Below are 14,679 nucleotides of genomic sequence, written 5' to 3' on the forward strand. Positions count from 1 at the left end.
CCAAAATTAGCAGACACGTGAGAAATTTATTGAGTTTGGCTCTAGTAGCCCTGGTTTTGTTTTCCTGTAGCCCAAGTGAAGAGGAGTTGATGAAAGCTGGAATTGAGAAGATGGATTCTCAAGCTTGGAATGAAGCTATCGGTTATTTTGATAGAGCTTTGGAGCAAAATCCAGCTAATGCAACAGCCCTGAATGCAAAGGGAGTGGCACTTTTTCAACAAGAGAAATTTCAAGAAGCAATCCCCGTTTTCACTCTTGCGGTAGAAGCTGATTCTTCGGTTTACAAACCTTGGTTCAACCGAGCAAATGCTAATTTGGAGCTTGGGAATTTCAAAGAGGCCGTTTCTGATTACAATATGGCCAATGGACTTGATCCTGCTCAAACGGATATTTATTACAACCGAGGACTTGCTTTACTTGGAATGGAAGAGTATGAAGATGCTATTTTGGACTTTGATGCTGCTCTTCAAGTAAATCCCAATCAGGCTTTGGTTTATTTCAATAAAGGAAAAGCTCAAGTAGGAAATAATGATCCATTGGGTGCAATGGAGTCTTTGACAAACGCTGTGAATTTGGATGGTAGAAATGCCGCTGCGTATTATTTGTTAGGAGTGACACGTATGAGTGCTTTGGGAGAGCAAGAAAAAGAAGCAGGTTGTGCAGATTTGAAAATGGCACTTTCATTAGGTTATACTGAGGCTAAATCCTGGATTGAGGATTTCTGCGAATAATGGCTGAAATAGGTCAAGATATTGCCAAAGCTAAAGTCCTTTTGGAAAAGGGTGAATTGGTAGCCATACCTACGGAGACTGTCTATGGTTTGGCGGCCAATGCGCTAAATCCAGGTGCTGCAGCTTCCATTTTTGAGGCAAAAAACCGACCTTCTTTTGATCCTCTGATTATTCATACTGATTCGGTTGACAAAATCAATCAGTGGGTGGCGGAAATTCCAGAGGCTTTGACTCTATTGGCTGAAAAGTTTTGGCCAGGTCCTTTGACTCTACTTTTGCCTAGAAAGTCTATCATCCCTGATATCGTAACTTCAGGCTTGGATCGTGTGGCGGTAAGGATTCCTTCTCATCCTTTGACTTTGGAACTGCTAAAAACACTGGATTTTCCTCTAGCGGCACCTAGTGCAAACCCTTTTGGCTACATCAGTCCTACCAGTGCGGAGCATGTCAATAAGCAGCTAGGAGATCAAATTCCTTATGTTTTGGATGGTGGCCCTTGCCAAGTTGGCTTAGAAAGTACCATAGTCGGTATTGAGGAAGGGAAAGTTATTGTTTACCGCTTAGGTGGCTTGGATGTCCGAGAGATTGAGGCTTTTGTAGGGCCTGTCAAGGTCAAAACCCATAGCAGTAGTAATCCAAGTGCTCCGGGGCTCCTTGAAAGCCATTATGCCCCTCGAAAACCTTTTGTAGTTGGAGATGTCATTAGTCTATTGCCTCAATTTTTAGATAAAGGAAAAAAAGTGGGGGCCTTGACTTTGAGTGAAATTTTTACTGAAATACCTGAGTCGGATCAAATCCAGCTAAGTGCAAGAAGAGATCTTAAAGAAGCAGCTGCGAATTTATTTTCTGCAATGCGTTCTTTAGACGAATTAGAACTGGATGTGATTTTGGCCGAATGGATGCCAAATGAAGGCTTGGGGAAAGCCATGAATGACCGTTTGCAGAGGGCTTCTGTCAAGGCTTAAGCTGATCTTCACAAATTGATCATTTGAGAATACGGTTTTTGCCTAAAACTTTGATAAATTCAGGCCTATTTTGAATAACAATCCTATCCTATTTTATGAATCCTAGAATCAAAAATGTAGATAACCTCAGTTTCAAAGGAAAAAAGGCGTTAATCCGTGTGGATTTCAATGTTCCTTTGGATGAGCATTTTCATGTGACTGACGATACCAGAATACAAGCGGCTTTGCCTACTATCAATAAAATTTTAGCTGATGGAGGTTCTGCGATTCTGATGTCTCACTTGGGAAGACCGAAAAGTGGTCCTGAAGATAAATTCTCTTTGAGGCATATTGTTGTTGAATTGGAAAAAGCTTTGGAGCGTCCTGTGAAATTTGCGCAAGACTGCATTGGATCTGAAGCCAAAGAATTGGCACTAGGTTTAGAGCCAGGTGAAGTATTGCTTTTGGAAAATCTAAGATTCTACAAGGAAGAGGAAAAAGGAGATGCTGAATTCGCCAAAAAATTGGCTTCTTTAGGAGATATCTATGTAAATGATGCTTTTGGTACCGCACATAGAGCGCACGCTTCTACGGCAGTAATAGCACAGTTTTTCACGGATAAAGTATGTGGTTATTTGATGCTTTCCGAATTGAGAAATGCGGATAAAGTATTGGGTGACCCTGCTAGACCATACACTGCTATCATGGGGGGTGCGAAGATCTCTGATAAAATTTTAATCATTGAAAAGTTACTCGATAAAGTAGATAATCTAATAATCGGAGGAGGTATGTCCTATACTTTTGCAAAGGCTCAGGGTGGAACCATCGGTGATTCTTTGCTGGAGGCTGATAAATTGGATTTCGTACTAGAGTTGATGGAAAAAGCTAAAGCAAAAGGTGTAAACTTAATTTTGCCTTTGGATACCGTAATTTCCAAAGCATTTGCTAACGACGCTGAGCAAGGTTTGGCGAATAAAGGTGAAATTCCTGATGGCTGGATGGGCTTGGATATTGGACCAAAGACCAGAGAGCTTTTTGCTGAAACTATCTTGAAGTCCAAGACGATCCTTTGGAATGGTCCAATGGGAGTTTTTGAAATGGATTCTTTTGATAAAGGTACGAAAGCAGTTGCTGAGGCTGTGGCCGAAGCTACTAAAGGAGGCGCTTACTCTTTGATCGGTGGAGGAGACTCTGCTGCTGCAGTAAACAAATTTGGCTTTGGTGAGCAAGTTTCATTCGTTTCTACCGGTGGTGGAGCATTACTAGAGCATATGGAAGGAAAAGTTCTTCCAGGTGTAGCTGCTTTGGAGCCATAAGTAAGACATAAGACTATAGACAATAGAGAGTATTTCTTAAATGCTCCTTTGAGTATGAAGAAAGGTCACTGGAAACGGTGACCTTTTTTGTTTGATTTGGTTCCTCCTTTTAAAATAGATATGTTAATCCAATTGAGGACATGGTATAGGTTCGATCCTTCTCGAGAGCTAAATTTACCTGCATTGGTTCCTTATTAAATTTATATCCTATTCGCATACCATGAAGTTTTCTAAGTTGATCGATATAAGAATATTGCCTTTCTCCTGTATTAGGGTCATAGGACCATGAGTCTGCTTTTGATATTCCAAAAGCACGGATTCCCAATCCAAATGTAAAATCATTGTCCGCAAAAATGGATACTCTTTTTTGAACTCCTGCTCCTGCCCAAATATGGGAACCATACCATTCTGATTTAGGGATATGCCCTTCGCCCGTTAGCCAGTCAGTTCCCAATTCGACTATTCCTTCGATCCCATATTTTTTGATCAGTGGAAAAGCGTAGGAGCCATATACACCCACTCCGCGATTGGATTGATCTACAAAATCGTTGTTGACATTGAAGTATCTGAAACCAACCTGAAATCGTTGAGTCTTTTGGATTTTCAATGAATCAGATGCAACGCTGATATTTGAAAAAAAGCTTAAAAAAAGGATAAGGGGAATAAAAAGTTTTTTCATGGCACTTTTAAAAGAGAGATTTAGTGAAAAAGAAAACTAGAAAAATTATTTGAACGACAAGTTTAAAAATTAATTAAAATAAAAGGTTGGAAGAAAATTTATGTCTTAAATAATGTAAAAGAAAAAACCCTTCCAGATTGCTCCAGAAGGGTTTTGATATAAATTCGATCGGTACGATTATCCGATAGAGATTCTTTTGAATGCAGAAACAGTCATCCCTTTGCTAACACCGTCAAGGTATTGAGCGATAGTTTTGCTGCTGTCTTTTACAAATTGCTGGCTCAACAAAGTGTTCTCTTTGTAGAACTTGTTCAGTTTACCCATTGCAATTTTTTCCAACATTTCTTCTGGTTTTCCTTCAGCTCTAGCCTGCTCTTTACCTACTTCAATTTCTCTCTCTACAGTAGAAGCATCCACGCCGTCTTTGTCCAAAGCAACTGGGTTCATAGCAGCGATTTGCATAGCTACATCTTTTCCAGCTTCTTCTACATCTCCACCGATGTTAGTCAAGCCTACCAATACACCCAATTTACCATTGGAGTGGATATAAGGAACAACAGCTTCAGCAGAAACAACCTCATAATGGGAGATTTCGATTTTCTCACCGATTTTACCGGTCATTTCTACGATTTTCTCAGCTACAGTGATGTTTTCGAAAGGAATTGCCATGATTTCTTCAACTGAAGCAGCACCTTTTTCCACTGCCAAGTTCAAAAGAGTCGTTGCGAAAGCTCCGAACTCTTCGTTTTTAGCTACGAAGTCAGTTTCACAAGTCAAAGAAAGAATAGTTCCTTTTGCACCGTTTTCAGAAACAGCTGTAACTACAACACCTTCTTTAGTCTCTCTATCAGCTCTGGATGCGGATACTTTTTGACCTTTTTTTCTAAGGATGTCCACAGCTTTGTCGAAATCGCCTTCGGCTTCAGTCAAAGCTTTTTTGCAGTCCATCATACCGGCACCGGTCATTTGTCTCAGTTTGTTTACTTCTTGTGCAGTAATTGCCATTGTTAGGATCTGTTTATAGATTAAACGATTATATTTTTCTTAGGAGTTTTACTAAGCAAAGCTGCTTAGTGGTGTTTTTGCTGCTGTTGAAAAATCAATGATCAGGCAAAAACAAAAAATTGAACATCGACCTGAGCCAGATGTTCAATTTTTTTTAATTTATATCAAATCAATTGGGACCTTACTTTTTGTCCTCAGTTGTATCTACAGCTCTTTTTGCTTCTTCCTCTTCAGAAAGTTTAGCATCTTCTTTGTCTTTCTTACGCTCAGAAAGACCTTCTTCGATAGCTGCACCGAAAGCTTTAACTAGCAAGTTTACTGATTTGAATGCATCATCATTAGCAGGTACTGGGAAATCCACCTCGTTAGGGTTGGAGTTTGTATCTACCAATGCGAAAACAGGGATACCAAGCTTTTGTGCTTCGGCAATTGCAATGTGTTCTCTTTTGATGTCCACGATGAAAAGAGCTGCAGGAAGTCTGCTTAGGTCAGCGATACCGCCCAATACTGTTTCCATTTTGTCTTTTTGACGAGAGATCATCAAACGCTCTTTCTTTGCCATGTTCTTGAAAGAGTCTTCCTTCATCATCTTGTCAAGGCCAGACATTTTCTTCAAGGATTTGCGGATTGTTGCAAAGTTGGTCAACATACCACCCAACCATCTTTCGGTTACGTAAGGCATGTTTAGACGTTGAGCTTCTGCTGCTACTAGGTCTTTAGCCTGTTTTTTTGTAGCAACGAACATTACTTTTTTGCCGGAGCGTACGATTTGCTTAACTGCAGCGGATGCTTCGTCGAGGCAGGCAAGCGTTTTGTTTAGGTCGATAATATGGATTCCGTTCTTCTCCATGAAGATATATGGAGCCATTCTGGGATCCCACTTTCTCGTTAAGTGTCCGAAGTGAACACCAGCATCCAGTAAGTCTTTGTATTCGATTTTTGACATGAATCTGTTTGTTTTCTATTGTTGAGAGAAAATAGCCAATTAACGCTTGGAGAACTGGAATCTTCTTCTTGCTTTTCTACGTCCTGGCTTCTTACGTTCTACCATTCTAGGGTCACGAGTCAAGAAACCTTCTTTCTTCAATGGACCTCTGTGTTCCTCGTCAAATTCACACAAAGCTCTTGAGATAGCCATACGAGCTGCCTCAGCTTGTCCTTTGATACCACCACCATCTACATTGATCTGGATGTCGTAGTTACCATCTTGACCTACTAGGGTCAATGGTTGCTTCACGACGATCTGGTGTAGATCAAATGGGAAGTAAACTTCTAGTGCTTGTTTGTTTACGGTAATGTTTCCTTTTCCTGGAGCCATGTAAATTCTGGCTACAGAGGTCTTTCTTCTACCGATTTTGTTGATCATTTCCATGAATTAAGTCGATTAAAGAGTGATGGTTTTAGGCTGCTGTGCTTCATGAGGATGCTCAGATCCTTCATACACGTACAGGTTACCGTACAATTTTCTTCCTAATCTGTTTTTAGGCAGCATGCCTCTGACAGCTTTCTCTACCAAAATCGCAGAAGATTTCTCTTTCAACAATTTAGGAGTAGTGATTCGCTGACCACCAGGATAACCAGTGTGACGTACATATACTTTTGAGTCCCACTTGTCACCAGTCAATCTGACTTTGTCTGCGTTGATTACGATGACGTTGTCACCACAATCTACGTGAGGAGTAAAGCTAGGCTTATTTTTCCCCCTTAAGATTTTCGCTACCTCACTGGCTATTCTACCCAACACTTCTGCCTGGGCATCCACAATCACCCATTGCTTATCTACAGTTGAGTTGTTAGCCGATACGGTCTTATAGCTTAAAGTATCCACTGTGTAACTGTTTAATTTTTAGCTTGTTAAATATATTCGACCCCCAAAAAGGGACACAAAGATAGAAGTATTTTATTTTCTATGCAAAATATTTCCAAGGCTAATCCTGATTTTCATAGGTTTAGCCTCAAAACACCGAATTTCCTGCTGCTTTTCGGGTCTGATTATCAGTTAGTTTTTTCTAACTGATGTACCAAGACCTGAAAGTCTTTTGGATAAGGAGCGTTGACAGTAATTTGTTTTCCGTCCAGTCCCTCAAATCCAATCGTAAATGCATGCAATGAAACGCGTTGCATAATCGGTAACTCCTCCGTGTCCTTCTTAAGGTTGAAGCGGCGCTTGAGTGAAGAAAGGTATAAAGAACGTCCACCATAAAGTTCATCTCCACATATAGGAGACTGCAAATAGGCTAAGTGAACTCTGATCTGATGCAATCTGCCTGTAATTGGCTTACATTCGATCAAAGAATGTGCTCTGTAAGTCTTCAAGGTATTGAAGATTGTCTGAGCAGGCTTGCCATCTTTGCTGACTTTGGCGACTCCTTTAGCTGATGCGACGAGATTGCGGTCTACCATCAATTGATCGTATTCCTTAATTCCTTCGACTACAGCATGATAGATTTTGCTGACTTTCCGGTTTTCAAACTGGATGGCCAAGTGCCGGTAGGCCTCTGGATTCTTGGCGATCACCAGACATCCGGATGTCTCCTTGTCCAAGCGATGACACAGCTGGGCATCTGCTGTGTGATCCTTAGCAAGGTCCAAAATGTTCTGCGCCTCATGCCGATCGTCTAAGCTCGATAGGTAGGGCGGCTTGTTGATCACCAGGTAATCCTCGTTTTCAAACAGTATAAGTTTCTGAAAATCTACTTTCTTCATGGATTCTCCTGCCTCTTCAAAGAGGGTGCAAAATTAGGTGAAATTTAAGGAGTAAAAAAATGTCCTTGAATTATTTCGAGTTTGCAGGTTCAGTTTTAGGATTTTCTTCCTGATTTGCGGTCTTTGACAATGGCAATGAAAAGCTGAAAATAGACCCTTTGCCAACTGTAGAGCTAACGGAGATCTTGCTTTTATGGCCTTCCAGAATGTGTTTTACAATTGCTAAACCCAGACCGGTTCCACCTTCTTTTTTGTTTCGACTTTTTTCAACGCGGTAGAATCTTTCAAAAATCCTTTTCAAATCCTCCGGAGGAATTCCCTGGCCATCGTCTTTGATTTCTACCTGAATATGGTTTTTCTGAGCCTTTAGATTGATCTTAACTTCTCCCTCATCATGGTTGTACTTGACAGCATTGAAGATTAGGTTTTGGCAAACTCGGTAAATCTTCTGCCTATCTGCATGAGTGATATAGGACTTCTCAGAATCGAATTTGAAATTGATCTTGACCTTTCTTTTGGAAGCTTTATGCTCCAATTCATCGATCACTTCTTCGATTATTTCCTTTAGATCGAAATCCGAAAAGTGAAATTTGATCACCCCGCTCTCCATTTGGTTTAAGGTCAAAAGGTCCTGAACCAGGATGTCCAATGAATCTAGGCTTTTTGCGGCACGCTTCAGGAATTTCATTCTCACCTGCTTGTCATCCATTGCTCCGTCTAGAAGTGTATGGATATAGCCCTGAGTCGCGAAAATTGGAGTTTTCAACTCATGGGAAATGTCTGCGATAAATTCCCTTCTGAATTCTGCGTTTTTCTGAAGTGTGTCGATTTCTTTCTGTCTAGCTAATGCGTATGAGTTGATGACAGAATTTATCTTTCTCAAAGGAGAGATGGAAGACTTGGAACTTTTGTTAGCGATTTCGGAAAGGTCCTTTTTCTGGATCTTTTCTAATAATGAGTAGATGTTGCCGATTTCACGAAACACCAGAAACTCTAGTGTAATGTTTATTAATAAATAGGAGGCGGAAAAAGATAAAGCACCTGCAACCAATATAAGCAAAGTGGTGGCGTCATCCATCAAAGAAAGGAATGCAGCCACCAAAGCTGATATGGCAAGTGCCAATACTAATGAAATACCTCTTGAGGTTGCAAGCATTTTTAGGAGCCTAAATCGAATTTATATCCTACACCTTTTACAGTAGTGATGTAGTCATCTCCGATTTTTTCCCGCACTTTTCTGATGTGCACATCGACCGTTCTGGCCAATACAAATACATCAGATCCCCAGATATTCTGAAGAAGCTCATCTCTACTGAATACCATATTAGGGTTTTTGGCTAGGAAATACAATAATTCAAATTCCTTCTTAGGCAAGGTGATCGTTTTTCCGGATTGCTCAATTGTGTAGCTTCCTCGGTCGATAACCAAATCACGAATCTTGATTTGAGATTGCTCTTGTTCTTTTTTAGACTCACGTCTAAACAAGGCAGCAATTCTACTCATCAAAGCTCTTGGCTTAATAGGTTTGGTGATATAGTCGTCAGCCCCCACATCAAATGCAGCCACTTCAGAATATTCTTCCATCCTTGCGGTCAAGAATATGATGAAGGTGTTTTTCAATTCAGGGATTTGACGAATTTGAAGACAGGTCTCGACGCCATCTTGATTTGGCATCATGATGTCTAAAAGAATGACATCTGGCTGGAATTTAGTAGCAGTTTTTACTGCTTTGATCCCATCCTCAGCTGTCGCTACTTCATATCCTTCTTTCTGGAGGTTGTACTTGAGAATCTCAACAATGTCCGGCTCGTCATCTACGACCAAGACCTTGATTTTCTGTTTGTCGCCCATGGAGTTTGTCTTAATAGTTGAGTAAAATTAAGGAATATTTGAAGATAGCAGCCAAATATAATGGAAGCTATAGGGGCGATTTAATGTAGATTGTATGGAAAAGTAAACTTTTTGGCTGCTAGTGTTAAGAAATTATTATCCTATGTTTCTTAATTGTATCTAAGTCCCTTTGCTGACTTCAGATCTAAATTCAAAGAGCCCAAGAATAAGTTGGCCTTAATTTTAACCGGGATTTTGTTTTGATCCTTTGTGACCCAGACTTTCACTGGGTAATCACCCCTGAAGAGTTTGTTTTTTGGAATTTGGGGTGAAAAAATGTAAGTGTCTTTCTCGCCGATTTCTGTATCCAGCTTTTCAGAGCCCTCGTAGATTAACTTTATGTTATATATTTCTTTATCGAAGAATCCGCGGATGATTATTTGATCTCCTTTCTTCATATCCTTCAAGTCAAGGGTTCTCAAGTAATAAAATCCACTAACAATATCTTGTACTTGTCCAGGTAGTTCAAACTCCTTTTCTTCTTTCAGATTTCTATTTTCTTTGTCAAAAACCTGCATCAAAGCCACATAATTCTTTTGGTCAAAATGGACCTTCTCATGTTTTCTATAATTCCCTTCTTCGATATGGCGATAGGATTGAATAGGGTACTTGGTATCCATGTCTAAAATGGTCCCCCAATTGTCATTCACTTTTCCGAAAATCGTAGCTGCGCCCTTGGTTTTACCGAATACATCGATCTGATAATGCGATTTGTCATTTTCTTTATGAGGTCTTTTGGCAACTTGCATTTTGGCATCTGCAAGGTTGAACCAGCCATAACTCACCTCAAAATTCAACTCTTCCCCAAAAGTAAATGGTTCGCCCTGAGGCACCTGTCCAAAAACAGTTCCTGAGAGGAATAAAAATAGAATTAGGGTGAGTAATTTTGGGCTATTCATAAGTTTTTTTGACAATACCTGACAAAATCTGGGTATTTTACTGATATGTACGAAAAAGCGTGCCGAATAGTGGTTAAAAATACGAATTTGCCTCTCGAAATCAATAAATCTAAAGTCTTTGGTAAAGGGCTTTGCAATCTTTAACTTCAATATCTGATTCTAATAAATTTATAAATATGAGTAATAACGCAGAAAAACTGAAGGCTCTCCAATTAACAATTGATAAGCTGGAAAAAACCTACGGAAAAGGAACGGTCATGAAGCTGAGCGATAATAAAGTTCAGGATATACCGGCAATTTCTACAGGTTCCTTGGGCTTGGATATGGCATTGGGAGTAGGGGGGATACCTAGAGGAAGAGTGATTGAGATTTACGGACCTGAATCATCCGGTAAAACGACATTGACCATGCACTGTATCGCCGAGGCTCAGAAGGCTGGTGGCTTGGCTGCTTTTATCGATGCTGAACACGCATTCGATAAGGTGTATGCAGAAAAATTGGGAATCGATACTGAAAACCTATTGATCTCCCAGCCAGACAATGGTGAACAAGCATTAGAAATTGCTGAGCATTTAATCCGCTCTGGTGCGATTGATATTATCGTCATTGACTCCGTAGCGGCTTTGGTACCGAAAGGTGAATTGGAGGGTGAAATGGGTGAAAGCAAAATGGGACTTCAAGCAAGATTGATGTCTCAGGCTTTGAGAAAATTGACTGGAGCAATCAATAAAACAGGTTGTGCTTGTATTTTCATCAACCAGCTTCGTGAGAAAATCGGTGTTATGTTTGGGAACCCAGAAACTACTACCGGTGGTAATGCTTTGAAGTTTTATGCTTCCGTTCGTTTGGATATCCGTAGAATCGGTCAAATTAAAGAGAGTGCGGATAGCATTTTAGGAAACAGAACTAGAGTGAAGGTGGTGAAAAACAAAGTAGCACCTCCATTCAAAGTGGTTGAGTTTGATATTATGTATGGTCAGGGTATTTCCAAAGTCGGTGAGATTATTGACTTGGGAGTTGAGTTTGACATCATTAAGAAGGCGGGATCTTGGTTCTCTTACAATGGTGAGAAGCTAGGTCAAGGACGAGATTCTGTTAAAAATTTGATTTTGGATAATCCTGAATTGATGGAGGAACTTGAAGTGAAAATCAAAGCCGCTTCTGGTTTAATGGCAGCAGATCCTTCTGCAGAAATTAAAGATTAAAATTGATAAAGTTCTAAAGTGGAAAGGCTACTCATTGAGTAGCCCTTTTTTATTTTTTGAAGACGTTATTAAGCCGTTCTTATGGCTTCAACTGGATCAAGTCTTGCCGCTAAAGTTGCTGGTATGATCCCGGATACCACTCCGATTATGGAAGATACGCCTAGCCCCAGCATGATGTTTTTAAAAGAAAGAACCAGCTCTAAACTTCCGAGCTGCATAAAGCTCAGGAAGTAAACGAGTAGGATTCCAGTTCCTCCTCCAATTAAACTCAAGAATACCGCTTCGAACAAGAATTGGAATAAGATAAAATAGTTTCTAGCACCAAGAGATTTCTGGATTCCAATGATGTTGGTTCTTTCTCTCACAGAAACAAACATGATGTTGGCGATACCAAATCCCCCAACCAGAATGGAGAATCCACCGATTACCCAACCGGCAGCTGAGATCACATCAAAGATGGACCCGATAGCATTTTGGATAAATTCAGTTTTGTTTAAAGAGAAATTGTCTTCTTCAGTAGGCTTCAAGCCTCGTTTTGCACGCATGATTCCCATCATCTCATTTTCCAATGCGACAAGGCCTATATCATCTTCTTTTCCTTTGGCAGCGATAGTAGGCTCGATTCCATTTCTTCCAGTATAAAACATCTTGGTGAAAGATCCATAAGGAATCAGGCAGGCCTCATCTTTGGATGGTAAATCAAATAGTCCTTCACCTTCCTCTTCAAACACGCCGATCACGACATATTTCATCCCTTTGATTTTGATTTCTTTTCCAATGATGGGCTGATTTGGATATAAGGTATTTGCAATTGTTTTACCAATGATTGCCAAGTTTCTGGAAGCGTTGATCTCCATTTCGGAGAAATATCTTCCCTCTTCAAGAGCAACTTCGTACACATCTTGATAGGTGTAAGCCACTCCGGTTAATTGCATTCCTTGAAATGCGTTACTCCCAGCCTGAGCGGTTGCGGTTGCAGAGGCCGAAATGGTAACAGCTTCCGCAGATTTTAATCTTTCCTGCATGAATTTATATTCCGCCATTGTTCCAGGTGGCCTTCTGAAATATTTCCACCAAGGATAATCCTGAGGTCCTGATGCAAATGGAAAACGGTCAACCCGCATCACATTTGTTCCTAAGAAAGAAAAAGAGGATTTAATGTTATTTTCGAGGGAATCCACGAGTGTAAAAACAGCAATAATGGCAAAAATCCCCACTGTTACACCCAGAAGGGACAATATCGTCCGAGTGAGATTGGAGCTCAGAGCATTCGCTGCGAATCGAAAACTTTCCCAAGTAAGTTGCAAAAACAACATGCTTTTATAATAGTTGGTTAAAACAATTCATCAAGATAGAGGTTTTTGGACATTATGTTATTATCTTTGCATTTTTTAGAGTAATTCTAAATCAAACAAATCAAGCTCAGACATCTAAAGCTTCTCTATGAAATTATCTGATTTCAAATTTGACGTACCAAAGAAACTTGTTGCATTATATCCGACTGAAAATCGTGATGAATCCCGCCTAATGGTGGTTCACAGGAAAACCGGTGAGATCGAACATAGATCATTCAAAGACATCATTGATTACTTCGGCGAAGGTGATGTTTTTGTAACAAATGATACCAAGGTTTTCCCAGCGAGACTTTACGGGAACAAGGAAAAAACAGGTGCAGAAATCGAAGTATTCCTTCTTCGTGAATTGAACCCTGAATTGAGACTTTGGGATGTATTAGTAGATCCAGCGAGAAAAATCAGAGTTGGGAATAAATTGTATTTCGGTGATTCTGATTTGGTAGCTGAAGTTATTGATAATACCACTTCTAGAGGAAGAACTATCCGTTTCTTGTTTGATGGAACTGAAGAAGAGTTCCATAAGACTATAGACAGTTTGGGAGAAACTCCTCTTTTGAAAGAAATCATCGAGCGTAAGATCGAGCCAGAAGACAGAGATAGATATCAAACAGTTTTTGCAAAGAATGTAGGTGCTGTTGCTGCTCCTACTGCTGGTTTACACTTCACTCCTCATTTGTTGAAAAGACTAGAACTTCAAGGTGTCGAAGTGACTCCAATTACTTTGCACGTAGGTTTGGGTACCTTCCGTCAGGTTGACGTTGAAGATTTGACCAAGCATAAAATGGATTCTGAGAATTATGATATTCCTGAAGGAACTGTTGATTTGGTGAATGAAGCCTTGGATAATAAAAAGAGAGTGGTAGCGGTCGGTACTACTTCTTTGAAAACCATTGAATCCTCTGTGACTGCAAATGGAAGATTAAAAGCTTCCAGCGGATGGACAGATAAATTCATCATTCCTCCTTACGAATTCAAAATTGCAAATGCCTTGATCACCAACTTCCACTTGCCTGAGTCAACTTTGTTGATGACAGCAGCAGCTTTTGGAGGTTATGATCTGATCATGAAAGCATATAAAGAGGCAATCAAAGAGAAATATCGATTCTTCTCCTACGGGGATGCGATGTTGATCCTTTAATATTTAGAAGCTCCCGAAAGGGAGCTTTTTTTGTATTTTCACTTTTTGATAATTCATACGTAATCGGACAGTAGTACTTAAGGGATACTTTTGTCAAAAATTCAATCCATGAGAAAAGCTGCAGTTTTAGTGGCCGGAGGAAAGGGAACTCGAATGGGTGGGCCGATTTCCAAACAATATTTACCAATTGGCGGGAAGCCTATCTTGATGCATACTTTGGAGGTGTTTTTCAAAGTAGATCCTCAGATTGAGTTGATTTTGGTGATTCCAGAACTCGATTTCGACTATTGGAATGAATTGGTTGAGACTTTTGAATTTAAAATTCCTCATCAAGTTGTTTCAGGCGGAAATTCCAGATTTCAATCAGTAAAAAATGGATTGAATGCAATTCCTTTTCAAGTGGGGTTAGTTGCTATTCACGATGGAGTAAGGCCTTTTGTAAAGTCATCAGTGATTGAGTCAAGTTTTGAGGAAGCAGAAAGATCGGGGAGTGGAATTGCAGTGGTTTCTTTAAAAGACTCTATTCGAAAACTGACTGATGATGGAAAGTCTTTTTATCAAGAGAGACAATATTTCCGATTGGTTCAAACCCCTCAGACTTTTCAATTAGAGAAAATCAGAAAGGCTTTTCAGGTAACTGAAATTCCTCAATTCACAGATGATGCAACTGTCTATGAGCATCAGGGTTGGCAAGTCAGTTTGATTCCTGGAAATCCAGAGAATATCAAAATTACCACTCCAGAGGACATGGATTACGCTGAGTATCTCTTAAGCTTGAAAAAGTAAAGTCGGTCAAATTTTTTGATGAATT

16 protein-coding genes are annotated in these 14,679 nt (G+C 40.0%); 6 read left to right on the top strand and 10 right to left on the bottom strand.

The window, feature by feature from the left end:
- The first annotated feature begins 17 nt into the window (after window positions 1–17).
- The 3 genes from O0V13_RS14745 (at window position 18) to O0V13_RS14755 (ending at window position 2,991) form a co-directional block, all read left to right on the top strand.
- Complete coding sequence (locus O0V13_RS14745; protein WP_442780930.1) at window positions 18–731, top strand: tetratricopeptide repeat protein; 714 nt, start codon at window positions 18–20, stop codon at window positions 729–731.
- Window positions 731–1,696, top strand: coding sequence for an L-threonylcarbamoyladenylate synthase (locus O0V13_RS14750; protein WP_268035733.1), 966 nt, complete (start codon window positions 731–733; stop codon window positions 1,694–1,696). Before O0V13_RS14745 ends, O0V13_RS14750 begins: the two co-directional genes overlap by 1 nt.
- A gap of 95 nt (window positions 1,697–1,791) precedes the next feature.
- Window positions 1,792–2,991, top strand: coding sequence for a phosphoglycerate kinase (locus tag O0V13_RS14755; RefSeq protein WP_268035734.1), 1,200 nt, complete (start codon window positions 1,792–1,794; stop codon window positions 2,989–2,991).
- A gap of 109 nt (window positions 2,992–3,100) precedes the next feature.
- Here the strand turns inward: O0V13_RS14755 and O0V13_RS14760 are convergent, their stop codons facing one another.
- From O0V13_RS14760 to O0V13_RS14800, 9 genes are all read right to left on the bottom strand, one after another.
- Window positions 3,101–3,670 (bottom strand): hypothetical protein, encoded by a 570-nt coding sequence (locus tag O0V13_RS14760; RefSeq protein ID WP_268035735.1) that lies wholly within the window; start codon window positions 3,668–3,670, stop codon window positions 3,101–3,103.
- 177 nt (window positions 3,671–3,847) lie between these two features.
- The gene (tsf, locus tag O0V13_RS14765; protein ID WP_268035736.1) at window positions 3,848–4,675 is read right to left on the bottom strand and encodes a translation elongation factor Ts; all 828 of its coding nucleotides are present in this window, start codon (window positions 4,673–4,675) and stop codon (window positions 3,848–3,850) included.
- Window positions 4,676–4,856: 181 nt separating this feature from the next.
- On the bottom strand, window positions 4,857–5,621 hold the full coding sequence (gene rpsB / locus O0V13_RS14770; RefSeq protein ID WP_268035738.1) for a 30S ribosomal protein S2: 765 nt from the start codon (window positions 5,619–5,621) through the stop codon (window positions 4,857–4,859).
- 39 nt (window positions 5,622–5,660) lie between these two features.
- Window positions 5,661–6,047: a 30S ribosomal protein S9 gene (gene rpsI, locus O0V13_RS14775; RefSeq protein WP_268035739.1), complete on the bottom strand. Its 387-nt coding sequence runs from the start codon at window positions 6,045–6,047 to the stop codon at window positions 5,661–5,663.
- A gap of 12 nt (window positions 6,048–6,059) precedes the next feature.
- Complete coding sequence (gene rplM, locus O0V13_RS14780) at window positions 6,060–6,503, bottom strand: 50S ribosomal protein L13 (protein ID WP_268035740.1); 444 nt, start codon at window positions 6,501–6,503, stop codon at window positions 6,060–6,062.
- A 167-nt stretch (window positions 6,504–6,670) separates the two neighbouring features.
- The gene (locus O0V13_RS14785; protein ID WP_268035741.1) at window positions 6,671–7,381 is read right to left on the bottom strand and encodes an RluA family pseudouridine synthase; all 711 of its coding nucleotides are present in this window, start codon (window positions 7,379–7,381) and stop codon (window positions 6,671–6,673) included.
- Between the two features lie 70 nt (window positions 7,382–7,451).
- Window positions 7,452–8,537, bottom strand: coding sequence for a sensor histidine kinase (locus O0V13_RS14790; protein ID WP_268035742.1), 1,086 nt, complete (start codon window positions 8,535–8,537; stop codon window positions 7,452–7,454).
- 2 nt (window positions 8,538–8,539) lie between these two features.
- Window positions 8,540–9,232 carry a response regulator transcription factor gene (locus O0V13_RS14795; protein ID WP_073573256.1) on the bottom strand — a complete coding sequence of 231 codons (693 nt, stop codon included), beginning with the start codon at window positions 9,230–9,232 and terminating at the stop codon, window positions 8,540–8,542.
- Between the two features lie 149 nt (window positions 9,233–9,381).
- The gene (locus O0V13_RS14800) at window positions 9,382–10,170 is read right to left on the bottom strand and encodes a DUF3108 domain-containing protein (RefSeq protein ID WP_268035743.1); all 789 of its coding nucleotides are present in this window, start codon (window positions 10,168–10,170) and stop codon (window positions 9,382–9,384) included.
- A gap of 176 nt (window positions 10,171–10,346) precedes the next feature.
- Between O0V13_RS14800 and recA the strand changes: the two genes are divergently transcribed.
- Window positions 10,347–11,375, top strand: a complete 1,029-nt coding sequence (recA, locus tag O0V13_RS14805; RefSeq protein WP_268035744.1) for a recombinase RecA — start codon at window positions 10,347–10,349, stop codon at window positions 11,373–11,375.
- A gap of 68 nt (window positions 11,376–11,443) precedes the next feature.
- Here recA and O0V13_RS14810 read toward each other — a convergent pair whose 3' ends face one another.
- On the bottom strand, window positions 11,444–12,691 hold the full coding sequence (locus tag O0V13_RS14810) for an ABC transporter permease (protein WP_268035745.1): 1,248 nt from the start codon (window positions 12,689–12,691) through the stop codon (window positions 11,444–11,446).
- A 127-nt stretch (window positions 12,692–12,818) separates the two neighbouring features.
- Here O0V13_RS14810 and queA point away from each other — a divergent pair, with 127 nt between their 5' ends.
- Window positions 12,819–13,868, top strand: coding sequence for a tRNA preQ1(34) S-adenosylmethionine ribosyltransferase-isomerase QueA (queA, locus tag O0V13_RS14815; RefSeq protein WP_268035746.1), 1,050 nt, complete (start codon window positions 12,819–12,821; stop codon window positions 13,866–13,868).
- A 108-nt stretch (window positions 13,869–13,976) separates the two neighbouring features.
- Window positions 13,977–14,654, top strand: coding sequence for a 2-C-methyl-D-erythritol 4-phosphate cytidylyltransferase (locus tag O0V13_RS14820; protein ID WP_268035747.1), 678 nt, complete (start codon window positions 13,977–13,979; stop codon window positions 14,652–14,654).
- Window positions 14,655–14,679 lie beyond the last annotated feature (25 nt).

This window comes from Algoriphagus sp. PAP.12 (assembly GCF_026652115.1).
GTDB lineage: Bacteria > Bacteroidota > Bacteroidia > Cytophagales > Cyclobacteriaceae > Algoriphagus.